Origin of the sequence: Streptomyces decoyicus (assembly GCF_019880305.1) — a bacterium.
In the GTDB taxonomy this organism is placed as follows: Bacteria; Actinomycetota; Actinomycetes; order Streptomycetales; family Streptomycetaceae; genus Streptomyces; species Streptomyces decoyicus.
In genome coordinates this window covers 5,065,814-5,088,757 of sequence record NZ_CP082301.1, presented here as the reverse complement: position 1 = coordinate 5,088,757, position 22,944 = coordinate 5,065,814, and the positions used below count along the sequence as shown (strand labels likewise).

Below are 22,944 nucleotides of genomic sequence, written 5' to 3'. Positions count from 1 at the left end.
ATGGTCGCCCGTGGCCTGACGCCGGTCCGGACCGCTGTGGTCCACTGCCCCCATGGAGGCAGTTGTTGCGAGCGTTGTGGCCGTCATCGGCACCCTGCTGGGTTCCGGCATCACCCACTTCTTCCAGAGCCGGGCGGCGGAGCGCAGTGAGCAGTTCGCCCGCGCGGAGCGGCTGCGGCAGGAGCGTATCGATGCGTACTGCGCCTACGCGGGGGCGCTGCTGGACTACCGGCGGGTCCTCGTCCACCGCTGGTTCGTGCTCCACGAGGAGGGCCGCTGCGACGAGGACTCCCCTGAGCTGCGCGAGGAGGTGTACAAGACCCGCTACACCGCCCAAGAAGCCATGTTCCGGGCGCAGATGGTGACCGACGACGCCGAGATACTGGAGCGCAGCGAGCAGGTGATGTCGGCGACGACCGAACTGCATTGGGCCCGCGACCAGGAGGCCCTCACCGCCCTGCGGGCCACCACCCGCCAGGGCATAAGGGACTTCATCGCGGCCACCGCCCGGCATGTGCACTGATCATCCGGAACCCGGGCCCCACGGACACACGTAACCCCACGACACACCTGACCACACGTCACACGTCCACCCCCGGTCACCTGACCGCACGTCACACGGCCCACCCGGCAAACCGACCACACGACACACGGGGTGGAACCTCCACCTGCTCCACCACCGTCCTTGACACAGTGAGGCTGTCGTACGGGAACGACCCGTAGGGCGGCTACGAGAGGCGGATCGGGGGTCGGTCGTGGTGATGCAGGACGGTGGAACGGTGGATGTCCGTCCGAGCCCCGCTCCGGGCCGGGCCGCCCCGGAGCACAGCGGCGCCTACCTCGCGACCGCTCTGTCCCTGGCCGTCTACTCCGGCGCGCTGACCGCCTGGACGGTCTACGGGATCCGCCAGGGGGACGGCAACGCCTGGGACTTCCTGGAGGGCATGTTCAACCCGGGCGCCTCCCTCGCGACCCAGACTCTCGGCCCGCACGAGTGGGCCTTCACCGTCGCGTGCCTGGTGATCGCCGGGCTGGCACTGGCCCAGCGGCGGGTGGCGCGCTCCGCCGCGCTGCTGTCCGGTTTCGTACTGCTCGCCGTCTCCCTGCGGGAAGGACTGGGCCTCTTCGACGCCGCCTACCGCGACCAGTACCGCCACGACCCGCTGGGCGGCTGGGCGCTCGCCACCCGCGGCCTGGGGCTGGTGGTGGCGCTGGTGGTGCTGCTCGCGATGTTCCCGGCCACCGAGCGGCGCCGCGGGGTGCACCCGAGCGCTCCGGGGGCGGCGGACGACCCGGAAGCGTGGTGGCGCCGCTCGTCCCGGATCTGCGGGGTGCTGTTCCTGCTGATGGGCCTGGCACGGATCGGCTGGGCCGTCCGCGATCTGACCGGGGAGGGCGCGGGCCACTATCTGCGCGCGGTGGTCGACGGTTCGGTCCTCGGCACGCTCCACCTGGCGGCGCCCACCGAGTTCACCACCGTCGGGTCGGTGCTCGTGCTCTTCGTCCTCGGCGTGCTGGCCTGCCGGGGGCGGCGGGAAGTGCGCGGTGCCCTCCTGGTGTTCGCGGCGCTGGAGCTGTATGTGACCGTGCGGATGGTCGTCTGGCTGACCGTGACGGACTTCTTCAACCGCTCCTTCGAGACCCCCGGGGGCGCCCTGTCGCTCGCCACGACGGCCTACGCCCTGGCGGCCATGACCTCGGTGGTCGTCCTGGCCGGCGGACGCGGCTTCGGCCCGTACGGCGGCATGCGGACGGAGGGGTTCCGGACGGCGGCGGTCGGGCGCAACGGGGGGTTGTAGGGAAGACGGCGTACCGCGCCGTGCGCGGACGTGGCGCGGTCGGCGGCTCGGGGTGGGTGCCGCGCTGCCGGACCACGCGCGGGTACCTGCTCGACGATCCGGCGGTGGACACGCGGTAGTTGCGGCTTTTGTCGGATCGGCTCAGCGCGGTGCCGTGGGATGCCGCACGGGTCCGCCCACTGCCGGGGCGCCCGCTCACGGAGCGATGAAAGCCCGGTTGACCAGGGGTTTTAAGGGCATGCCAGGACGGTTGCCGGACGTGCGGGGGAGATCCCCCTCCGAACCGCCCCCGCACGCGCGCAGCGGCCGCCGCGTGTGGGGGTCGCGGCGGCCGCCAATGTGAACTGCAACGCGTCCTGGGCTTGTGGCCTCTTCAGTGGTGCAGCATGAGAACCACTCTGCCCGTGGGGAGCTCCCCGCGGCATCCTCCAGAGGTCGCGGGCTCACCCCCGCCGCTCGGCGGGGGTGCGGGTCCGCCGCAGGGCGGTCCCGGGTGACAGGGAAACGGAACCGCGCGGCGCCGGGTGGTTCCGCGAGCTCGGGTGGGTGCGAAGGAGAAAGGGGCGGCCGGTGATCCGTGTCGCTGTGGTGGACGACGAGCGGCTGGTCAGATCCGGACTGCGGATGATTCTGGGGACCGCCCCGGACATCGAGATGGTCGCGGACTGTAGTGGGGCCGAGGCCGTGGAGACCGTGCTGCGGTGCGCGGCCGACGTCGTGCTGCTGGACATCCGGATGCCGGACGTGGACGGGCTGACCGTCCTGCGCCGGCTGCGCGCCGCACCGGAGCCGCCGACGGTGGCGATGCTGACCACCTTCGACGCCCAGGAGTATCTGACGGCGGCGCTGCGCGAGGGCGCGGCCGGGTTTCTGCTCAAGGACTCCGATCCGGAACAACTCGTACGGGCCGTACGGACGCTGGCGGAGGGTGGCAGTGTGCTCGATCCGGGGGTCACCCGCGCGGTGATCGGGGGCTATCTGACCGCCGAGGACCAAGCCGCCGCGAACCGGGCGGTGAGCGGGCTCACGCCGCGGGAGTCGCAGGTGCTGGCCCTGCTCGGGGAGGGCCTGGGCAACGCCCAGATTGCCGACCGGATGGGGCTCGCCCCCAGTACGGTCAAGGACCATGTGCGCGCCCTGCTGGGCAAATTGGGCGGGATCAACCGCATCCAGGCAGCGATCGTCGCCGACCGTGCCGGTCTGGTGACGGGCGATCCGCGGGGTGCGTGGTGAGAGGCGGGAGCGGCAGACGGGGCGGCGGCCCGCGGACGGCCGGCCGGGGGCCGGCGGCGCGCGGTACCGCGGTGTGGCAGGCCCTGGCGCGTGGGACGCTGGGGCGGCGGCTGCGCAAGGCCGCGCCGCTGGCGGTCCCGTTGCTGCTCGCGATCGCCGACGCGATGCTGGTCAACGGCGTCGAGTTCGACCTGGAAGTGGGCGTCTCGATGGTGGCCGCGGCGGCCCTGCTGATGCGCCGCCGCTTCCCGCTGCTGGTCTTCCTCTTCACCCTCCCCGGGCTCTACATCGGCTACATCTGGTTCGCGCCGATGATCGCGCTCTACACCCTGGCCGCCCGCCGGCCCGGCCGGGTCCGGCTCGGCATCTGTGCGCTGCTGCTGATCGCCGCGCACTTCTTCCCGTATCCGATCTCCGACCTCGAACTCACCGCGTACCGCGAGAACACCCTGGTGCTGATCGACGCGAGCGTCACCTCGGCCGCGCCCATCGCGCTGGGACTGCTGGTGCGCACCCGCCGGGAACTGGCCTCCCGCGTCGAGGACCTGACCCGCAGCCTGCGCCGTGAGGACCGGCTGCTCGCGGACCGGGTCAAGACCACCGAACGCGCCCGGCTCGCCCGCGAGATGCACGACGTGGTGGCCCATCAGGTCAGTCTGATCAGCCTTCAGGCGGGGGCGGTGCAGGTCAGCACGGACGACGCGGAGGCGCGTGCGGGTGCCAGGACCATCCGGGAGCTGTCCGTACGGACGCTGGAGGAACTGCGGCACATGGTGGGCGTGCTGCGGGCGGACGGCGGCGAGGCGGCGGAGGCCCGGGGCCTGGCGCCCCAGCCCGATCTGGAGGAGCTGCCGCGGCTGATCGAGATGAGCGCGCTGGATGTGACGTACGAGGGCGGTGTGGTGGCCGGCGGCGCGAGCGGGGCGAAGACGGTGGAGCGCGCGGCCTTCCGTACGGTCCAGGAGGCGCTCACCAACGTCCGCAAGCATGCACCGGGGGCACAGGTGCGGGTGCGGGTGGATCCGGTGGACGCGGTGCGGGGCGAGGGCTCGGACGGGGCGGAGGCGGCCGACGAGAACCGTGCGACGCACGGGCTGCGGGTGGAGATACGGAACGGGCCGCCGGACGCGACGGCGACGGTCCCTGCGCTTCCCGGGGGCGGGCACGGCCTGGTGGGGCTGCGCGAGCGCGCCCAGAGCCTCGGCGGGACGCTGGAGGCGCGGCGGACCTCCGACGGCGGCTTCGTCGTACGGGCGGAATTCCCGTACGGAGCGGGGTGAATCGGGCCGGCGCGGGCAGAGCGGATGAGCGGAAGGGCGCGAGTGCGGCAAAGGGGCCGCGTGAGCCGGAAGGCCCGTTGAGCCGGAAGGCCCGTGAGCGGAAGGCCGTGAGCCCGCAGGCCCGTGCGAGGCGAAGGGCTGCTCGTGTGAACAGGAGGGGGCGCGTCCCGGGAGGGACATCCCGGCGGGGGCGCGTCCCGGGAGGTGTCAGGCGGAGAGCGGTGCGGCCGCCTCGTCGACGGCGGTGCGCAGGTCCGGGTAGACCTCGAAGAGCCGCCGTACGCCCAGCGCGGCCAGCACACGGTTGACGTGCGAGCCGTCCACGGCGCCCTGCGCGGGCAGGATCAGCCGCAACCGCCCCTGACAGGAGCGCATCAGACGGCGGGCGGCGATCAGCACGCCGACACCGCTGGAATCGCAGAACCGCACCTCGGAGAGATCGAGTACCAGCGATCTCCGGCCGTCCGCCACCGCGTCGTGCACATGCTGGCGCACCGCCGGTGACGTGACCAGGTCCATCTCCCCGGACACTTGGAGTACGGCCCAGGGGCCCTTTTCGTCCTCTGCCACCTTCAACGACACGCGCTCGAAGCCTTTCGCTCGCTTTCGTACCGGATGAGCCGGACCGCATCCGGAATTCATCCTTCCCCGCTCGACTGCCCGGCCCCTCTCCCCTGAAACTCTTCCGAATCCTTGGCGCAACAGGCCGTCCGCCTAAGGCTATGCCCCGACACCCTCAGCTTTTCGCCGACATCCGGTCACACACGGATAACACATCGCCCTATACGGACACGAACGATCAGCATCGATCCGCTGCGATCGGGCATTATCGCCACAAAGCGAGGGCACCAAACCGTCAGGGCTTTACCATCCCCGTACCTCTCAGGGTTCGGTTTGCCGCAAAGGAGCGTGCGTTGTCGGACCCGCGCATTACATTCGTTGACACGGCGGATTCTGTGACGGCACCCACAGATCCGGGCAGGTGCGGGTGCAGGAGTGACGGCTGAGGTGTGAGCCCGGAGGTGACGGGCAGGGATGGGGATCCGATGGGACACGACGCCCCACCACGGTGGGACAGGCGGATGCAGCAGCGCCTCGCCCACGGCGAGGCGGCAGCGCTGGGCGAGCTCTACGACCGCTTCGCCTCTCTGGTGCACAGCCTCGCCTACCGCGTCCTGGACGACGAGGACGCCGCCGACCGCGTCACCCGCGAAGTGTTCGCCTACGTCTGGGAGCACCCGGATTCCTACGACCCCAAGCAGGGCCCGCTGCGCTCCTGGGTCGCCGGCGTCACCCGCCATCAGGCCGTCCAGCGGCTGCGGCAGACCGAGGCGGCCTCGGCGCGCGACTGCGGGGACGACGCCCCAGCGCCCGCCGAAATAGAGCAGAAGATCCGCGAGGCCTCCACCGCCGCCCGCGCCGACTTCATCGTCACGTCCATGCCCGCACCCCTGCGGGCAGCCCTGGAGCTGGCGTACTTCCAGCGCCGCGACTACCGCCAGACCGCCGCCGACCTCGGCGTCACGGAGGACGAGGCCCGACGCAGGCTCCGCCTGGGCCTCCAGCTGCTGTCCACCGCCCACAACCACCAGGCCCTGCCGCCCGCCCATCGCACCGCACCCACACCGCGCTCCGCCCCTGCGTCGCCTCATGCGCCCCATTCCCCGCATGCATCGCAGGCACCCCACAGCCCCCGCGGACCGCGCCCGCCGCACACCCAGCACACCGGCCCGGGGAACTCCGCGCCACCCGGCCCCGGCCGCGGACGGTCCCTGTGAACGGCCCGGACGAGTGGGACGGCCGCGAGCTGCCGGGCAGCCCCGGTGAACGGCCGCGGATACCCTCACCGCGCACCGCGGCCGAGGACCAAGGCCCGCTCCCCGACGCCCCGCCGGCCCCCGTCCGCGAAACGGTGGACGACACCGCCGGCGGCCCCCGCGCACCGGAAGCCGAGCACGTGACCGAGCCGCCCGCCCCCTTGCCGCTCCCCCTGCCGGCGCCCGCCCCGCCGCACCGCGTCCTCAAGTCGCTCCTCGGCGCCTGGGCGCTGTCGGCCTGCTCCGCCGAGGAGACGACCGCCGTCGAGGCGCATCTGACCGACTGCGCCTCCTGCGCGGACGAAGCGCTCCGGCTGCGCGACGCCGTCGGACTGCTGCACCCCGCCGACAGCCTCGACCTCGATCCGCTGCTGCGCTCCCGCGTGCTGGAGGGCTGTCTGGGCCGCCGGCCGGCCCGTATCCCGGTGCCCGAGTGGGCAACGCCGTACGACGCGGAGACCGCCAAACTGGACGCCCTGCTGCGGGACATGGGCGAGGCGGAGTGGCGTGCTCCGGTGCGGCTGCGCTGGTTCGAGGGTGAGCGGCCGGTCGAGCGGGAGACCACCGTCGGCGGTGTCATGGGGCATCTGATGGCGGTGGACGGCCTGGTGGCGACGGCGCTCGGGCTGCCCGACCCGCTGGGGACGGCCGCCCCGCCGGGCACACCGGACCCCCTCATCCGTACGGAAACGTTCTGGCGGACGCCGGACGAGGAGCACAGCCCGCTGGCCCTCCACGCACCATGGCGCGACCAGAGCCATGCGCTGATACGGCAGGTGTCGTTCGCCGGTGACAAGGTCGCCGAACTCGCCGTGCCCTACGGGGACTTCCAGCTCACGCTGCGCGACTCGTTCCTGGACCGCGCCTTCGAGTGCTGGGTGCATGCCGGCGATATCGCGGAAGCCGTGGACTATCCGTACCAGCCCCCGGCCGCCGGACATCTCCACCGGATGGTCGACCTCGCCGCCCGGCTGCTGCCCAGCGCGTTGGCCGACCGCCGACGAGCCGGGCTCGCCGCGCCGCCGCAGCGGCTGGTCGAGGCGGGAGCCCCGGGCCGTACGCTCCATCTGGAGGTCGAGGGCAACGGCGGCGGCCACTGGTACATAGCGCTGGATTCACCGGCCGCCCTCGGCACCCCAGACCGCACGGTCGCACATATCGCCCTGGACAGCGCCGAGTTCTGCCAGCTGGCCGCCGGCCATATCTCCCCCGAGGAGGCCGCCGCGGGCCAGCACGGCGAACGCGACGCGATCCGCGACGTCCTCTTCGCGACCGCGTCGCTGTCCCGCCTCTAGCCGCTCGCCACTAAGGGGCGGTCGAACACACCCCGTAGGGGGTCCGAGCGCCCCCTCGGGGCCACAACGTGCTGGATGGGGAGGGTATTCCGCGGTGGCGGAAAGGCGCGCCCCGGCGGAAAGGCGCGCTCAAGCGGAAAGCGCGCTCCGGCGGAAGGCGCGCTCCGGCGGAAGGCGCGCTCACGGGCAAAGGCGCGCTCGCGCTCAGGCGAAGACGACCGTCCGGCTGCCGTTGAGCAGCACCCGGCGCTCGCTGTGCCACTTGACCGCCCGTGCCAGCGCCTGGCACTCGACGTCCCGGCCGATCGCCACGAGCTGGTCGGGCGTGACCTCATGGCCGACGCGCTCGACCTCCTGCTCGATGATCGGGCCCTCGTCGAGGTCGGCGGTCACATAGTGCGCGGTGGCACCGATGAGCTTCACACCGCGGGCGTGCGCCTGGTGGTACGGCTTGGCGCCCTTGAAGCTCGGGAGGAAGGAGTGGTGGATGTTGATGATCCGGCCGGACAGCGCCTTGCACAGATCGTCGGAGAGCACCTGCATATAGCGGGCGAGCACCACCAGCTCGACGTTCTCCGCCTCCACCAGCTCCAGCAGCTGCGCCTCGGCCTGGGCCTTGGTGTCGCGGGTGACCGGAATGTGGCGGAAGGGGATGTCGTACGAGCCGACCAGCTCGGCGAAGTCCGTGTGGTTGGAGACCACGGCTGCGATCTCGACCGGCAGCGCGCCGATCCGGGAGCGGAAGAGCAGGTCGTTGAGGCAGTGCCCGAACTTGGACACCATCAGGATGATCCGCATCTTCTCGTCGGCCCGGTGGATCTGCCAGTCCATGCCGAACGAGTCGCCCACCGCCGCGAAGCTGGCCCGCAGCTTGTCGACGCTCACCGAGGTGTCCGCGCTGAAGTGGACCCGCATGAAGAACAGCCCGGTGTCGTGGTCGCCGAACTGCTGACTGTCCTCGATGTTGCAGCCGGTGATGAAGAGGTAGCTGGACACGGCGTGCACGATCCCCTGCTTGTCCGGGCAGGACAGGGTGAGGACGTACTGATCGTTCCGATCGTGCTGACCGGGCTGGGTGGGCTGCGACTCGCTCATGACCTCATAGGGTCGCACACCTGCCGAGCAGGTCAGGCCGGGGCATCCGCCTGACCGGTCATGATGGCCAGCACCTCCAGCGAGCGCGGCGCGGCATCGGGGTCCTCGCCGTCCGCGGCCGCCAGCTGCACATGGGCCTCACGGGCCGCGCGCACGGCCTCCGGCCAGCCCTGGTGCTCCATGTACGCGGTCACCGGGGCGTCCGCGCCGACCTGGTGCATGATCCGCAGCACGCGGAGTACGGCGGCATCGACGAGCTGGGCCTCCTGGGAGTCCCGGAAGATCGTGCCGACGTATTTCTCCGCGGACCAGTTGTCGAGCCAGGTGTCCTCGACGAGCCGGTAGACGGCGTCGGTGACATCTCCGTACCCGGGCAGGCCGGCCAGCCAGGCCTCCTGCTGGAAGGCGGGGTCGGAGAGCATGTGCAGCGCGGAGCGCACATTGCTGCGCCAGCGCCACCACGGCATGTCGTTGAGTGGCATACCGCCCATGGTGGTCGAGCGGCGGCCGCGACGGGAAGACTTCTCCGAACCTTGCACAGCAATCGATCGTACGTTCTTCACGGATGATCTCAAGCGGCCCCCTGGAGTTCACCTCTGCGTCACCATCCATTGCCTCGTCGTCACCAACGCGTTCCGGGCAGGACGGCAGGGTGCTGTGACATGACCGGACGGCGACGTTCCCTCCCCCGCCCCTTCTCCTCCGCTCCCGCGGTCGCGACCGCTTCGGCGGTGGTGTGCACGGCGGCCATCGCGTCTCTGCTCTCGGGCTGCGGCTCCCTCGCCGGAGCCTCGGAGGATTCCGGGGACAAGGCACCGATCACGGTGATGACCTGGGCCCCCGAAGACACCAAAGCGACCAATATGCCGGGAATGCCGGCCATGGCACAGGCCTACGCCCGCTGGGTCAACTCCCGGGGCGGCGTCCGGGGCCACCATCTGAAGGTGCTGACCTGCAACGAGCACAACGACTCGGTGACCGCGGCGCACTGCGCCCAGCGCGCGGTGGACGAGGGCGCGGTCGCCGTCGTCGGCTCGTACAGCCAGTTCGGCCGCTCGTTCATGTCGCCGCTGGAGGTCAAGGGCATCCCCTTCATCGGCGGCTACGGCGCCTCGGACGAGGAGTTCGAGAGCCCGCTGTCCTACCCCGTCAACGGCGGTCAGGCCTCCCTGCTGGCCGGCAACGGCCGCCAGCTGGCGCGCGACTGCAAGCGCGTCGCGCTGGTCCGGCCGGACACCATCCAGGGCGACCAGATGCCGTCCCTGCTCAACTCCGGTCTGGAGAGCGGCCATCGGCACCCGGCCAAGGACATCAAGGCTCCGGAGGACGGCACCGACTACGCGTCCGAGGTGAACCACGCGCTGGACGGTGTGGGCGCCGACCCGGTCGTCTACGGCACGGCGGCGGCCGGCGGAAAGGCGCCCGGCTCCTGTGTGACCGCCTCGCTCGGCGACCACACGGACGCGTTCTTCGACTCGTTCCGGCGGCTCCAGGAGGACAGCCCCAAGGTGCAGGTGGCCTCCGTCCTGGGCAGCGTCGGCCAGTCGCTGCTGAACCGTACGGGCGGCAGGTACGGGCCGCTGGAGGACGCGGACATCACCGGCTGGTACCCGGTCGCCCATGATCCGCGCTGGGATCCGATGCGCAAGGTCATCAACGACTTCGCCTTCGGCGACAACCGCATCGACCCGGCCGACCAGGGCGTCCAGACGACCTGGATCGCCTATACCGTCCTGCGCTCCCTGATCGGCCAGCTCGACGACGCCGGTGTCGGGGACGTCACCCCGCACGCCCTCCAGAGGACCCTGGACCGCGGTGACCACGCCATCGACACCGGCGGGCTGACCCCGAAGCTGCGCTGGCGGGACGACGACATGCTCGCCGTCCAGGACTTCCCGCGCATCGTGAACGGGATGGTGACCTACCAGGTCGTCAGGGACGGCGAGTTGACCGCCGCCAAGGACGGCTTCGTGAACGTCACCAGGACGCTGGAGCGGCGGCGCACGGACAGCTGAGCGGGAGGGCGGGGCGAGGCCGGGCGGCCCGGTGGCGGCGTGCGGCGCGGCCCGGTGGCGGGCGGCCCGGTGGCGCCCGCCCCGGCCGTTGCTCAGAGCTGTTCGGGGCGGCGCTCCGTCAGCCCGTACTTCTGGGCGAGAGGGTTCCAGATCTGTGCCGCCTGCTTCTTGGCCGTGGTGGCCTGGCCGCTGGCCGCGTTGCCCTGGGCGGTCTGCCTGCTCAGCCGGGCCTTGCCCTTGTGGCAGCCCTTCTTGCTGCCGACCTGGCCGGCCCAGGCCGCGTAATGGTTGTCCGCGGCCGCCGAGGACTGCCAGGCCTTGGTCAGCGCGGCGGTCAGCCGGTCATGGTTCGGAATCTTGTCGACGGGCAGCTGCTGGAGCCGCTTCACCAGGTCGTTGCGCTGGCCGGCCGCGGCCCGCAGGTCCTTGGCCGCGCCGCCGAGGTTGCTACAGGACTTGATGCTGTTGACGGCGCCGATCACCGAGGAACGGCTGTTGTTGCTGTCGCCCAGCAGCGCCTCCAGGCCCTTGGCCTGGGCCTCGGCCGGGTCGGCGGACGGCTTGGGCTTCTCCGGGTCCTTGGCCGCCTTCGTCGTGCCGGCTCCGGAGTCCTCCTTCTTGGCGGTGTCCTCGCCGCTCCCGCCGCTCAGCGCCCAGCCGAGGCCGAGACCGGCCCCCGCGAGCGCCACGATGACGATGCCGACGATCGCGATCGGGGCGAGCCGGCGGCGGCGCCCGCCACCGTCGTCGTCGTACGAGGCCTGCTGGTCGTAGCCGCCGCCGGGCGGGAACTGCTGGCCGGCGCCCTGGCCCTGGTGGCCGTACGGGGGCCGGCCCGGGTCCTCGAAGCGCGGCAGCTGTGCGGTGGAGTCCGGGGCGCCGGTCTGTCCGGGCGTGCCGGGACCGTCGCGGAAGAGGCCGTCGAACTCGGCGGGGGTGGGACGGTCGCCGGGCGCACCGGGGCGCACGCCGTACGGCGCACCGGGCGGCGGGGGCGGCGCACCGGCGCCCACCGGCGGGATGAGCTGGGTGGCTTCGGCGTCGCCCGCGCCCGGGGCGCCGGGCATCGGCTGCGACTGCGGCATCGGCTGGCCCTGGCCCTGGCCCTGGCCCTGGCCCTGGCCCTGGGGCCTTTGCCCGTTCGGCTTGATCGCGCGCAGCATCGTGGTGGATTCGTCGCGCGTCTCGGGGCGTGTGGACGCCTCGGGCGGCAGCGGCGCGGCACCGGGGCCGCCGGGCTGGGCACCGACGGGGGGAATGAGCGCGGTGGCCTCCGCGTCGCCCGCGGCGGGCGGCAGCGGCGCACCGGTCTGCGGGGTCGCCCGCACCAGCTCTCCGGACGGGCTCTGGGGCTGCTGCCCGTACTGCTGCTGGGCCTGCTGGCCGTACGGCTGCTGCGGGGGCTGCTGGCCGGAGCCGTACTGGCCCTCGGGCGGCAGTGCGCCGGGCGCACCCTGGCCGTGCCGGGCGCCGTTCGGTACGCCGTGCGGCATGAGCGCGGTCGCCTCGGCGGCCGAGTCGGCCGGGGGCAGCGGCCCGCCCGGCTGCTGGGGCGCCTGCTGCGGCATCGAGGGCGGCAGGGGCGGTGCCGGCGGCGGCCCCTGGGGCGGCCCCGGGAAGCCCTGGCCGCCCTGCGGCTGCGGCGGCATGGGGGCCTGGGGGTGCTGCGCCTGCGCCTGAGCCGGGACGTAACCCTGCTGAGGGCCTTGGCCGTACGCCTGCTGCTGGTCGCCGTAGCCCTGCTGCGGGCCTTGGCCGTACGCCTGCTGCTGGTCCTGGCCGTAGCCCTGCTGCGGGGCGGACGGCCGGCCCTGGGCGGGCGCCGCTCCGTACGGCTGCGGGGCGGCGGCCTGCCGGTCCGGGCCCCAGGGCTGGCCCCACGGCTGGCCGGCCGGCGGTGCGGCCTGCTGGTCGGGCACCCACGGCTCACCGTTGGCGGGCAGCACAATGCCCTCTCGCGCGGGACCGGCCGCAGAATTCTGCGGGTCGTGACCCTGTCCGCTCTGCGTCACCGTGACTCCTACCAACATGCAGACCTACGGAATCGTCGGCTGCACGCTACCGGGTCGCAGCAACGTTCGACCACGTCGCCTGGTCACCACCCCCGCCCGCCCCGGGAACGCCGCGGGCGGGCGCCCGCCCGCCGGCCCGCCCGGCGCCGTACGACAAACCCGACGCCGCATGACAAAGCAGCCCCCTTGCCGTCTCCGCCCCGCCGGCGCCCCGTCGGCGCCCCGTCCCAGGCGCGGCGCAGACATGGTGCAGGCCCGTCGAGGCGTTGTTCAGGCCGCCGTGGCCCGCAGCTCCAGCCGGGCGCTGAATTCCCGCACCACCGGTTCGTCCCTGAAGGGCTCCAAACGCAGCTGGAAGTCCTCCAGATACTCCGCACCGCGGTCCGAACGCAGCCCGCTCAGCAGCTGCACCGCCTGGGTGCCCGTATGGCAGGCCTGCTCCACCTCCCGCTGCTGCGCCTGGGCGCCGGCCAGCAGCAGCAGACCGATGGCCCGCCGCCGCGCCCGGCCTTCCGGGTGCCCGTCCAGCGCCTCCTGCGCGCACTGCCCGGCGGGCCCCGGCTGCCCCAGGTCCCGGTGGCAGTGGGCGAGTTCATCGGCCAGATAGGCCTGGTCGAAGTGGGCGATCCAGACCGGGTCGTCGCCCGCGTCGGCGGCAGCGTCGGCGCGCTCCATCGCGGCGGCGGCCCGGCCGGCCACGACCTGGAAGGCCCGGCCGTCGCCCATCAGGGCATGTCCGCGCGCCTCCGCCGCGCAGAACATCGCCTCCGCCCGCGGGGTGACATGGCCGCGGGCGCCTTCCTGGGCCGCGCGCGCGAGTTGGGCGATCTCCCGGGGATTGCCGAGCGAGGCGGCCAGATGGCTCATGCTCGCGGCCAGGACATAGCCGCCGTAGCCGCGGTCACCGGCCGCCTGCGCCAGCCGCAGCGCCTGGATGTAGTAGCGCTGGGCGAGGCCGGGCTGACCGGTGTCGACGGCCATGTAGCCGCCCAGTTCCGTCAACCGCGCGACGGCGGCGAAGAGTTCCCGTCCGACGGACTCGCGGTACGAACCGGCCAGCAGGCCCGACACCACGCTGTTGAGGTAGTGCACGACGACCGGCCTGACATGCCCGGCGCCGAAGCGGTGGTCGAGTTCGCTGAGCGCCGTGGTCATGGCGCGTACCGCCTCGACGTCCGAGATCCCGACCCGGGCACCGGCGTTCCGCGCGACCTGGCTGTCCGCGCCGGTGATCAGCCAGTCGCGGCTGGGCTCGACCAGCGCCGAGGCGGCGACCGTGGAACCACTGAGGAAGTCGCGCCGCCCGACATCGCTGCGCCACAGCTCACAGACCTGCTCGATCGCCCCGAGGACGGTCGGTGAGAACTGGAGCCCCACCCCGGACGCGAGGTTCTTGCCGTCGGCCATCCCGATCTCGTCGATGGTGACCGTGCGCCCCAGCTTGCGGCCCAGCGCCTCGGCGATGACGGCCGGAGCGCGGCCGCGCGGTTGCTGGCCGCGCAGCCACCTGGCCACCGAGGTCTTGTCGTAGCGGAGGTCGAGACCGTGTTCCGCACCGCACATGTTGACGCGGCGGGCGAGCCCCGCGTTGGAGCAGGCGGCTTCCTGGATCAGCGCCTGGAGCCGTTCATTGGGCTGCCGTGCGACGAGTGGCCTGGCGGCCATGCTTGTACCCCCTGTGTACTGCTGCGCGTTCACCGGCGAACGCCGTTCCTCGTGATCGATTCCCCGTGAATATGCCGGATATCCGAGAGATCCGGGATATGCGCGATAGGAGAGATCGGAGCGATACGCACTTTGCAGCGGATGCTCAGTTCTGAGCGTTTTGGGCCCTGTCCGGAGCATCCTCGGTGCGCTGCGCTCGTTCACGAGTAGGGAGGTGCGCGGTGCCGTGCACAGCTCGCGGCGCCGCCGTGCCGGGCTCCCCGGGTGCACTTCGGTCTGCCGCCGGGCGGCCTCTCCGCCCGTCACGCAGGTGGCTACCCGCTCCTCGGGCCCCGCCCGCATATGCGCCCCCACCGGTGCACCCATGCGCCCCACGTGCGAGAACGATGCGCCGGGGGGTCAGCCATTTGGCCGTAACCCTTGGTGACACCGGGAGTTGTCCTCTGCGTGGAAGAGACCATCCAAGTCACAGGAGCCTCGCAGATCCCCAAGCAGCGCGGCGAGCAGATGCTGGACACTGCGGTGCGTTACGCGGAAGAACGGCATTGGGACGTGTTCCCCGGCGCATGGCTGGAGCACGACGGCGAGACGCCGCGCTGCTCGTGCGGTGCCGGCGACTGCGCAGCGCCCGGCGCGCACCCCACCGCCCCCGGCTGGGCCGGACAGGCCAGCGGCAGCGCCACCGCCGTCCGCCGGATGTGGAGCAAGCAGCCGCGGGCCTCGATCCTGTTGCCGACGGGCCGGACGTTCGAGGCGCTGGATGTCCCGGAGACCGCAGGCTGCCTGGCCCTGGCCCGTATGGAGCGGATGGCCCTGCCGCTCGGCCCGGTGACCCGCACCCCCGACCGCCGGATGCTCTTCCTCGTCCTGCCCGGCGGCTCGGTGAAGGTCCCGAATCTCGTACGGAGCCTGGGCTGGGCGCCGGCCGCGCTCGATCTGGTCTGCCGCGGCGAGGGCGAGTACATCGCCGCACCGCCGACCCGGGTGGGGGCGCACGGCTCGGTGCAGTGGGCGCGCCGCCCCACCCCCGCCAACCGCTGGCTGCCGGACGCCGAGGAGCTGATCAGCCCGCTCGCGTACGCCTGCGCACGGGACGCGGTCGCGGTCCGCCGCCGCTGACCCCGGACCGGCCCGCTCCCCTTGTCCCCGGCGGCGTCCGCCACCCGGACGCCGCCGATAGCCGCCCGTATCGTGGGGTGCCGGACGGGGGCCAGGACGGCCCCTGCGGGGACGTCGAAGGGCAGGACCGGTGGCGAACGAGCCGGAACACATCGATCAGCGGGCCGAATCGGCACCGCCGCAGCACACCACGGCTGCCTCTCCGGGCGGGCCGGCCGCTGCCCCCGGGGGCGGCGTGGCCGTCCCGCCCGCCGTACGCGTCCAGGGTCTGTGGAAGAAGTTCGGCGAGCAGATCGCCGTCAACGGCATCGACCTGACGCTGCCGGCCGGCCGCTTCATCGGGCTCGTCGGCCCCAACGGCGCCGGCAAGACCACCACCCTCTCCATGGTGACGGGCCTGCTGCGGCCGGACGCCGGGGTGGTCGAGATCGGCGGGCACGACGTCTGGCAGGACCCGGTGGCCGTCAAGTCGCGTATCGGGGTGCTGCCCGAGGGGCTGCGGCTCTTCGAGCGGCTGTCCGGCCGTGAACTCCTCGGCTACATAGGCCGGTTGCGCGGCCTGCCGGGCGACGAGGTCGACAAGCGGGCCGGACAGCTGCTGGACGTGCTCGATCTGGCGGGCGCACAGAACAAGCTGGTGGTGGACTACTCCACCGGTATGCGCAAGAAGATCGGGCTGGCGGCGGCGCTGCTGCACAACCCCGAGATCCTCTTCCTCGACGAGCCCTTCGAGGGCGTCGACCCGGTCTCGGCGCAGACCATCCGCGGCGTGCTGGAGCGCTACACCGCCTCCGGGGCGACCGTGATCTTCTCCAGCCATGTGATGGAGCTGGTCGAGTCGCTGTGCGACTGGGTCGCGGTGATCGCCGCCGGGCGGATCCGTGCGGACGGCCCGCTCGCGGAGGTGCGCGGCGCGGCGCCCTCGCTCCAGGACGCGTTCCTCGAACTCGTCGGCGCCCGGGAGCGCGGCGCGGGGCAGAACCTGGACTGGCTGGGCGGTGGCGGCGCCCGATGAGCACCGAATCCGCCGTGGCGGCCGCCCGCCCCGCCGCCGCACCCTCCCTGACCGGTGTCTTCGTCCGGTTGAAGCTGTCGCTGCTGCGCAACGGGCTGCGTCAGTCCACCGGGCGCACGCTGGCGTACATCGGGTCCGTCATCGTCGGCCTGCTGTTCACCGCCGGTGTCGTGCTGGGGCTGATCGCGCTGCGCGGTGCCCCGCATGCCGGTGCGCTGGTCGTGCTGCTCACCGGGATCCTCACCCTGGGCTGGGCGGTGATGCCGCTGTTCTTCCCCACGGGCGACGAGACGCTCGATCCGACCCGGCTGGTCATGCTGCCGCTGCGGCCGCGGCCCCTGATCGTCTCGCTGCTGGTGGCCTCGCTCGTCGGCATCGGCCCGGTCGTCACCCTCGCGCTGGTGACCGGCTCGGTGATCGCGGTCGCGGACGGAGCGGCCGCCGCGGTCGTGGGCGTGGTGGCCGTCGTCCTGGTGGTGCTGGTGTGCGTGTCACTGGCGCGCGCGGTCGCCACCGCCTCGGTGCGGCTGCTGACCAGCCGCCGCGGCCGTGATCTCGCCGTGCTGAGCGGCCTGTTCATCGCCATCGGCGCGCAGGGCGTCAATATCGCCGCGCAGAAGCTGGGCCGGCCGGACGGACTGTCCGTACTGGAGCCGCTGGGCACGGTGCTGCGCTGGGTGCCGCCGGCCTCGGCGGTCAGCGCCGTCGAGGACGCCGGACACGGGGCGTGGGGGCGGGCGCTGGCCGGCCTGGCGCTGACGGCGCTGGCGCTGGTCCTGCTGCTGTGGTGGTGGCAGCGCACGCTGACCACCCTGATGACGTCCCCGGACTCCTCCACCCTCCAGGCGGTGGAGAAGGACAGCGCGCGCCGGGCCGGCAGCGGGGAGCGGGGGCTCGCGCGGCTGCTGCCGGACGGGCGGACCGGCACGGTCATGCTCCGTACGCTGCGCTACGCCTGGCGCGACCCCAAGTCGAAGATGGGGTGGGCGACCTCGATCGGCGTCGGCCTGCTGCTGCCGGTCGTCTCGGCCGTACAGGACAACGGCAGCATCTACATGTCGTTCTCGGCAGCCGCGCTGCTCGGCACGCAGATGTACAACCAGTTCGGGCAGGACACCTCGGCGTTCTGGATGGTCGCCTCGACGATCTCCACCCCACGGGACGCCTATCAGGAGCTGCGGGCGCGCGCCTTCGCGCTGGTGCTGGTGGCCGTCCCCTACGTCACGCTGGTGGTCGCCGGCACCGCCGCCGTCATCGGGCCGTGGTCGGACTTCGTGGAGGTCTACGGGCTCTCGCTGGCCGTGCTGGGTGCGCTGCTCGCGACCGGGGCGCTGTCGTCGGCACTCTTCCCGTACTCGATCCCCTCGGAGAGCAACAAGAACGTCGCGCCGGGACAGGGCGCGATCGCGTGGTTCAGCCTCTTCGGCGGGGTGCTGGTGGGCGCTGTGCTGTGCTCGCCGCTGCTGGGCCTGACCATCTGGCTGCATGTCGCGGGTCTGCACCATCTGTTGTGGGTGCTGCTGCCGGCCGGTGCGGTCTACGGCGCGGGGATCGCGGAGCTGGGGCTGCGGGTCGCGGCGCCCCGCGTGACGCGGCGGCTGCCGGAGATTCTGGCAGCGGTCAGCAAGGGCTGAGGGCCCCGGGCGGGGCAGGACCGGCCGGTTGAAGGGCCGGGGCTGCCCCGCCGCGAAGTCCTCCACCGGCTGCACCGGCCGCCCGCACCGTGGCGGGGGCGGTGGCGTCATTGCCCGCGGCCCGGGGGCGCGGGCTCTCAGCTGGGCACCGTGGCCGTTCGGAGAAAGGGTTCGATGGCGGCGCACCATGCGTCGGGCTGTTCCCACGGCAGCAGATGCCCGGCGTCCGGGATTTCGGCGTAGGCGCCGCGGGGCAGCACCCGGACCATCTCCTGGGCCTCGGCGCGGCCCAGTTCGGCATCGAGGCCGCGGACGACGAGGGTGGGGCACGACACCTGGGCGAGCTCTTCCCAATGGGCGTCATGCACCCAGGTCTCGCGGGCCGTGAGCATCTGCCGGCGGGAGAAGACGGGGCGCCAGCCGTCGGCGCGCTCGGCCATCACCTCGGCAAAGAACTCGCCGCGGGTGGGTCTGGGCCGCTCCAGGGTCGGGTCGTCCTCGCCGAACCACTTACGGACATCCGCGAGGGTGGCGAACGGCAGCGGCCAGGACCGGAACCACTCGGTCCACTCATGCTGGGAGGCCGCCCCGAGCGCCGAGGCCCGCATATCGCAGATGACCAGCGCACTGACCAGATCCGGTCTTCGGGCCGCTAACTGCCACGCCGTCAGGGCGCCCATGGCATGCCCGACAAGGGCGACCGGGGCGAGACCGAGCTGCTCGATGGCCGCGATGGCGTCATCGACATAGGCCTCGCGGTCGTACGGCCCCTCGGAGGGCTTCTCGCTGCGGCCGTGGCCCCGCTGATCCAGCGCGACGGGGCGGTGGCGTGCGCTCAAGCGGCGCGCGGTGGCCGCCCAGTGCGAGGCGCGGCCCATCAGGCCGTGGAGGAGGAGTGCACCCGGCCGCTGCTCGCTCTCCTCCAGCCCGCCGCCGATCTTGGGCGGGTCGGTGAATTCCCAGGCGGCGAGGCGTACACCGCCCATCCCTGTCACATCGATGCGCTGAACCATGTGCCCTGGCACCCCCAATCGTCCCTTGAGCAGCTCCACACTATCGAACCCCTATTCGAACGCGCCGTTCCGGCGCGCAATACCCCTCGTTCGAGTGACCTCACTCAGGGATTGGCCGCGGCCGCCACGGGGAGACATCTGCCGGGAGGCGGGCCCTACCGGGAAGGGGGCCCGTGGGGGAAGACCCTGGGAGCTCGGGGCTCCGGGTCTTGGGTGGGGGACATGGGGAGGCAGGGCCCCGGCTGCTCGCAGCGCCGGGGCCCTGACTGTCTCCGTATTGCATGGATGCATCCGAGCCCCCTCCCTGGCCAGGACAGGCCGATGCATGGCCATGCGTCAGCGTGACACGAGCCCGGCCGTATCGCACGGATTCGCACAAGTCCGTTCAACCGGAAAGAACTTGCCGAACCCGCTGAGGGCGCGTCGGCGCAGCTCAGCGGGCTCACGGGGGAGGTCGGGACGAAAGTGCGGAAAAGAAAGAGGCTGAAACTGATTTCAGCGCTTGGCGACAAACACGTGGGAGGCGATCTCGGAGTCCAGCTCGGCGGCCTCGCCGCTGCTGCCGACCAGCACCCCGGCCGGCGACTCCGTCACGCTCACCACCGCGCCCGGCTGCACACCGGCCCGCCGGAGGGTGTACATCAGCTGGGCGTCCGCCTGGATCGGCTCGCCGATCCGGCGCACCACGGCGGTCTTGCCGTCGGCCCCGGCATCCAGGTCCATCAGGCTCACCATGCCGGCGTCCAGGAACGGGTCGACCTCGGACTTCTCGCCGAGCTCCGCCAGCCCCGGGATGGGGTTGCCGTACGGCGACTCCGTGGGATGCCGCAGCAGTTCCAGGACGCGGCGCTCGACCGCCTCGCTCATCACATGCTCCCAGCGGCACGCCTCGGCGTGCACCTGCTCCCATTCGAGCCCGATGACGTCGACGAGCAGACACTCGGCGAGGCGGTGCTTGCGCATCACCCGCGTCGCCAGCCGCCGGCCCTCCTCCGTCAGCTCCAGGTGCCGGTCACCCGCGACCGTCAGCAGTCCGTCTCGCTCCATGCGCGCCACCGTCTGGCTCACCGTCGGGCCGCTCTGTTCGAGCCGCTCCGCGATGCGGGCGCGCATGGGCACCACACCCTCCTCTTCCAGCTCGAGGACGGTGCGGAGATACATCTCCGTGGTGTCGATCAGTCCGGACATGCGTGCCCCTCGATGTGTGGTGCGGTGGCCCTGGACTCAATTCTGACGCATCTCACCGACAACGGTGCCGCCTCGTCCGTGCAGCGGACCCTCACGGTCGTATTGACAGGGCACTGGTCCAGACCGCAACGTGATCCGCGCCACTGATCAGATACGACGAGATCCGATCCGACGTGATCCGACGAGAGGGGCCCGCGGCCATGGCTGAGAGCGACCGGAGCGACCGGCTGGCCGGGAAGTACTTCGACGCCGCGATCGACCTGCTGCGGCAGGTCCGCGACGAAGAGGGCGACCGGATCACCGCGGCCGGGCGGCTGATCGCGGACACCGTTGCGGCGGGCGGCCGGGTCTTCTCCTTCGGCGCCGGGCACTCCTCGCTCCCCGCGCAGGACACCGTCTACCGGGCGGGCGGTCTGGCGATCATGAATCTGCTGTCCGTCCCGGGCGTGGTCGGCGTGGATGTACGGCCCGCGACGCTCGGCAGCGCGCTGGAGCGGGTCGACGGGCTGGCGGGGGCCGTCCTGGACACCAGCCCGCTGGAGGCGGGCGATGTGCTGGTGATCATCTCGCTCTCCGGGCGGAACGCACTGCCCGTCGAAATGGCGATGAACGCCCGCGCCCTCGGCATCAAGGTCATCGGCGTGACGTCGGTGGCCTACGCGGACGCGACCAAGTCCCGGCATGTCTCCGGCAGCTTCCTCAAGGACCACTGCGACCTGGTGCTGGACAGCAGGATCACGGTGGGCGACGCGGAGTTGACGCTGCCGGGCATCGACGCGCCGTTCGCCCCCGCCTCCACGGTCGTCACCAGCGCGATCATGCAGGCCATGGTGGCGACGGCCGCGGGCACACTCACCGAACGGGGCATCGACCCGCCGCTGCTGCGCTCCGGGAACGTGGACGGCGGGCACGACTGGAACGCCCGGGTGATGAGCGAGTACGCGGACCGGATCTTCTACCGGCAGTGAGCGGGCGGGCCCCCCGGAGCGGCCGGGTCTCCCCCGGAGCGGACGGCTCCTCATCCGGCAGTGAGCGGGCGGTCCGCTCAGAGCGACGCCGCGCCCGCGAGGTCCAGGGCCGTGGCGATCCGGGCCGCGACCTCCTCCGCGTAGTCCGCGTCCGCGCGGTCGAAGGGACGGCGCGCGGGCGCCCGCAGAAACGTGGCGACACCGAGGGTGCGGCCGCGGCTGCGCAGCACCACGCACAGACCGTGCACGGTGCCGTCCGGCCAGTTGCGGGCGGCCGCCCAGCCTGCGGGCGAGGCGGGACCGGCACTGGTACGCACCGAACCGCGCCGCTCGTACGCCTGGAACGCCGGATGGCCCGGCACGTACGGCGCGGGAATGCCGTTCGCCGACAGCGTCTCCGAGGGGCCGGGCGAACCGGCCGGGGAGGCCAGTGTGCGCACCAGCCGGGGCGTGCCCCGCCGGGCGCGCCGGCCACGGTCCGCGCCGGTGGCGCCGGACGGCGGTGCGGCGCCGCCCGCCGCGCCCGCCCCCTCGGAGACGCCGGACGTTCCGGACGCCTCGGACTCCTCGCCCCCCGTGTCGTACGCGTCGGCGGGCACCTCCACCTCGTCGTACGCGTCGTACGCATCGCCCTCGGCGAGGGCACCGTACGGCCGCGGCGCAGGTGGCACGGCGAGGTCGACCAGGCCGTGGTCGGCGAAGCCCGCCAGGGCGAAGTCGAGGTGGACCGCGGCGGCTTCGGCCGGGTCCGGGCACTCCGCGGCCGCCCGGCCGGCGCGGTGCAGCTGATGGGCGCGGAAGCGCAGCAGCGAGCCCTCCGTTTCGGCCCGCTTGGCGTCCGTGACGTCCTGGAAGAGCCAGGCCACGCCCAGCGGCACCGGCTCCTCCGCCAACGGGGAGGACAGCCGGACGAAACCGCTGCGCCAGCACCGGCGCGGCAGCTCGGCCTCCTCGGAGCGCAGCGTCACCCACAGGTCGGCGACGGCCTGCGGCGCGCCCTCGGCGAGGACGTGCTGGAGGGCGCACTCCAGCTCCTCGACGCCCTGCGCCAGCAGCTCGCCCAGGGGGCGCCCCAGCAGGGCCGTGCGCCCCACGCCCAGGGCACGGGCGGCATGCGCATTGACGACGGCGGGCCGCAGATCGGCGTCGATCAGCACCACGCCCCAGGACGCGTCCTCGAACAGCGCCTCGCTGAGCGCGATGGACCGCTCCAGGTCCATCTGGGTGTGCACCTCGCTGAAGGCGCAGTACACGCCCGCGACCCGGCCGCCGGGGGCGCGGACCGCGGAGGACTGGGTGCGGACGAGGATGCGGTGGCCGTCCTTGGTCAGCAGGGCGAACTCATGGACCTGACGGCCCGGGGAGCGCATGGCGGCCGCGAGCGCGGCCTCGATCGCGTCGGCGTCCTCCTTGCGGACCGCCCAGCCCGCCAGGCCCGTACGGCCGACGGCTTCGGTGGTGGTCCAGCCCAGGATGCGTTCGGCTTCCTGGTTCCAGTGCGTGACCGTGCCGTCCGCGGCGAAGGCGACCAGGGCGGCGTCCATGCCGTCCAGGAGGGCTGCCAGCAGACCGGAGTCATCGGTCTCGTCGGCGGAGCAGCGCGCCGCCGACGAGGCAGAAGAAGCTGACGAAGCAGTCACTGGCACCCCTTACGAACGCGGCCGCACGTGCTCCACCTGGGAACATTCAACTGGAACGTGACACACCCCACAGCCGATTCGCGGAAATCGTTGCTAACGGGAAATTCCCTTGTGTGCGGCCGGACGGCTTCCTAATGTGTGGAGCACACGAGAAGG

The 22,944-nt window shown here is 72.6% G+C and carries 18 protein-coding genes and 1 pseudogene; 11 read left to right on the top strand and 8 right to left on the bottom strand.

The window, feature by feature from the left end; genetic code table 11:
- Nucleotides 1–52 precede the first annotated feature (52 nt).
- From K7C20_RS22495 to K7C20_RS22480, 4 genes are all read left to right on the top strand, one after another.
- Nucleotides 53–523, top strand: a complete 471-nt coding sequence (locus tag K7C20_RS22495; RefSeq protein ID WP_030087364.1) for a hypothetical protein — start codon at nt 53–55, stop codon at nt 521–523.
- Between the two features lie 256 nt (nt 524–779).
- A complete protein-coding gene (locus K7C20_RS22490) occupies nt 780–1,799 on the top strand; it encodes a hypothetical protein (protein ID WP_245171156.1) in 1,020 nt (339 codons plus the stop codon).
- Nucleotides 1,800–2,369: 570 nt separating this feature from the next.
- Complete coding sequence (locus K7C20_RS22485) at nt 2,370–3,032, top strand: response regulator (protein WP_030087368.1); 663 nt, start codon at nt 2,370–2,372, stop codon at nt 3,030–3,032.
- Entirely contained in the window at nt 3,029–4,312 is a 1,284-nt protein-coding gene (locus K7C20_RS22480; RefSeq protein ID WP_409351316.1) for a sensor histidine kinase, read from the top strand. Before K7C20_RS22485 ends, K7C20_RS22480 begins: the two co-directional genes overlap by 4 nt.
- A 207-nt stretch (nt 4,313–4,519) precedes the next feature.
- On the opposite strand, the gene K7C20_RS22475 is transcribed toward K7C20_RS22480, so the two are convergent.
- The gene (locus K7C20_RS22475; RefSeq protein ID WP_030087372.1) at nt 4,520–4,894 is read right to left on the bottom strand and encodes an STAS domain-containing protein; all 375 of its coding nucleotides are present in this window, start codon (nt 4,892–4,894) and stop codon (nt 4,520–4,522) included.
- A 464-nt stretch (nt 4,895–5,358) separates the two neighbouring features.
- On the opposite strand from K7C20_RS22475, the pseudogene K7C20_RS22470 reads away from it, so the two are divergent.
- Both K7C20_RS22470 and K7C20_RS22465 read left to right on the top strand, forming a co-directional pair.
- Nucleotides 5,359–5,931, top strand: a pseudogene (locus tag K7C20_RS22470) (sigma-70 family RNA polymerase sigma factor); the annotation flags it as partial.
- A 155-nt stretch (nt 5,932–6,086) separates the two neighbouring features.
- A complete protein-coding gene (locus K7C20_RS22465) occupies nt 6,087–7,424 on the top strand; it encodes a zf-HC2 domain-containing protein (protein ID WP_053209233.1) in 1,338 nt (445 codons plus the stop codon).
- A 204-nt stretch (nt 7,425–7,628) separates the two neighbouring features.
- On the opposite strand, the gene purU is transcribed toward K7C20_RS22465, so the two are convergent.
- Nucleotides 7,629–8,519: a formyltetrahydrofolate deformylase gene (gene purU / locus K7C20_RS22460; protein WP_030087380.1), complete on the bottom strand. Its 891-nt coding sequence runs from the start codon at nt 8,517–8,519 to the stop codon at nt 7,629–7,631.
- 32 nt (nt 8,520–8,551) lie between these two features.
- Nucleotides 8,552–9,064, bottom strand: a complete 513-nt coding sequence (locus K7C20_RS22455) for an SCO4402 family protein (protein ID WP_078953191.1) — start codon at nt 9,062–9,064, stop codon at nt 8,552–8,554.
- Between the two features lie 117 nt (nt 9,065–9,181).
- Between K7C20_RS22455 and K7C20_RS22450 the strand changes: the two genes are divergently transcribed.
- Nucleotides 9,182–10,534 (top strand): ABC transporter substrate-binding protein, encoded by a 1,353-nt coding sequence (locus K7C20_RS22450; protein ID WP_030087384.1) that lies wholly within the window; start codon nt 9,182–9,184, stop codon nt 10,532–10,534.
- Between the two features lie 92 nt (nt 10,535–10,626).
- Here K7C20_RS22450 and K7C20_RS22445 read toward each other — a convergent pair whose 3' ends face one another.
- On the bottom strand, nt 10,627–12,546 hold the full coding sequence (locus tag K7C20_RS22445) for a hypothetical protein (protein WP_342452571.1): 1,920 nt from the start codon (nt 12,544–12,546) through the stop codon (nt 10,627–10,629).
- 270 nt (nt 12,547–12,816) lie between these two features.
- Complete coding sequence (locus K7C20_RS22440; protein WP_053209235.1) at nt 12,817–14,211, bottom strand: hypothetical protein; 1,395 nt, start codon at nt 14,209–14,211, stop codon at nt 12,817–12,819.
- A 447-nt stretch (nt 14,212–14,658) separates the two neighbouring features.
- Between K7C20_RS22440 and K7C20_RS22435 the strand changes: the two genes are divergently transcribed.
- From K7C20_RS22435 to K7C20_RS22425, 3 genes are all read left to right on the top strand, one after another.
- On the top strand, nt 14,659–15,330 hold the full coding sequence (locus K7C20_RS22435; RefSeq protein WP_053209236.1) for a bifunctional DNA primase/polymerase: 672 nt from the start codon (nt 14,659–14,661) through the stop codon (nt 15,328–15,330).
- A gap of 130 nt (nt 15,331–15,460) precedes the next feature.
- Complete coding sequence (locus K7C20_RS22430) at nt 15,461–16,345, top strand: ABC transporter ATP-binding protein (RefSeq protein WP_053209237.1); 885 nt, start codon at nt 15,461–15,463, stop codon at nt 16,343–16,345.
- Nucleotides 16,342–17,979 carry a hypothetical protein gene (locus K7C20_RS22425; RefSeq protein WP_053209238.1) on the top strand — a complete coding sequence of 546 codons (1,638 nt, stop codon included), beginning with the start codon at nt 16,342–16,344 and terminating at the stop codon, nt 17,977–17,979. The genes K7C20_RS22430 and K7C20_RS22425 overlap by 4 nt, the downstream gene beginning before the upstream one ends.
- A gap of 137 nt (nt 17,980–18,116) precedes the next feature.
- Here K7C20_RS22425 and K7C20_RS22420 read toward each other — a convergent pair whose 3' ends face one another.
- Nucleotides 18,117–18,992 carry an alpha/beta fold hydrolase gene (locus K7C20_RS22420; protein ID WP_030087395.1) on the bottom strand — a complete coding sequence of 292 codons (876 nt, stop codon included), beginning with the start codon at nt 18,990–18,992 and terminating at the stop codon, nt 18,117–18,119.
- 495 nt (nt 18,993–19,487) lie between these two features.
- The gene (locus K7C20_RS22415; protein ID WP_030087397.1) at nt 19,488–20,180 is read right to left on the bottom strand and encodes a metal-dependent transcriptional regulator; all 693 of its coding nucleotides are present in this window, start codon (nt 20,178–20,180) and stop codon (nt 19,488–19,490) included.
- 200 nt (nt 20,181–20,380) lie between these two features.
- Here K7C20_RS22415 and K7C20_RS22410 point away from each other — a divergent pair, with 200 nt between their 5' ends.
- Complete coding sequence (locus K7C20_RS22410) at nt 20,381–21,148, top strand: SIS domain-containing protein (protein WP_030087400.1); 768 nt, start codon at nt 20,381–20,383, stop codon at nt 21,146–21,148.
- 77 nt (nt 21,149–21,225) lie between these two features.
- Here the strand turns inward: K7C20_RS22410 and K7C20_RS22405 are convergent, their stop codons facing one another.
- A complete protein-coding gene (locus K7C20_RS22405) occupies nt 21,226–22,788 on the bottom strand; it encodes a PAS domain-containing protein (RefSeq protein WP_048830170.1) in 1,563 nt (520 codons plus the stop codon).
- Between the last annotated feature and the right edge of the window lie 156 nt (nt 22,789–22,944).

Bases quoted from the DNA above. Each gene is read 5' to 3' on its own strand.
- K7C20_RS22450 (WP_030087384.1), top strand. From the start codon at position 9,182: ATGACCGGACGGCGACGTTCCCTCCCCCGCCCCTTCTCCTCCGCTCCC.
- K7C20_RS22410 (WP_030087400.1), top strand. From the start codon at position 20,381: ATGGCTGAGAGCGACCGGAGCGACCGGCTGGCCGGGAAGTACTTCGAC.
- purU (WP_030087380.1), bottom strand. From the start codon at position 8,519: ATGAGCGAGTCGCAGCCCACCCAGCCCGGTCAGCACGATCGGAACGAT.
- K7C20_RS22420 (WP_030087395.1), bottom strand. From the start codon at position 18,992: ATGGTTCAGCGCATCGATGTGACAGGGATGGGCGGTGTACGCCTCGCC.
- K7C20_RS22425 (WP_053209238.1), top strand. From the start codon at position 16,342: ATGAGCACCGAATCCGCCGTGGCGGCCGCCCGCCCCGCCGCCGCACCC.
- K7C20_RS22495 (WP_030087364.1), top strand. From the start codon at position 53: ATGGAGGCAGTTGTTGCGAGCGTTGTGGCCGTCATCGGCACCCTGCTG.
- K7C20_RS22440 (WP_053209235.1), bottom strand. From the start codon at position 14,211: ATGGCCGCCAGGCCACTCGTCGCACGGCAGCCCAATGAACGGCTCCAG.
- K7C20_RS22415 (WP_030087397.1), bottom strand. From the start codon at position 20,180: ATGTCCGGACTGATCGACACCACGGAGATGTATCTCCGCACCGTCCTC.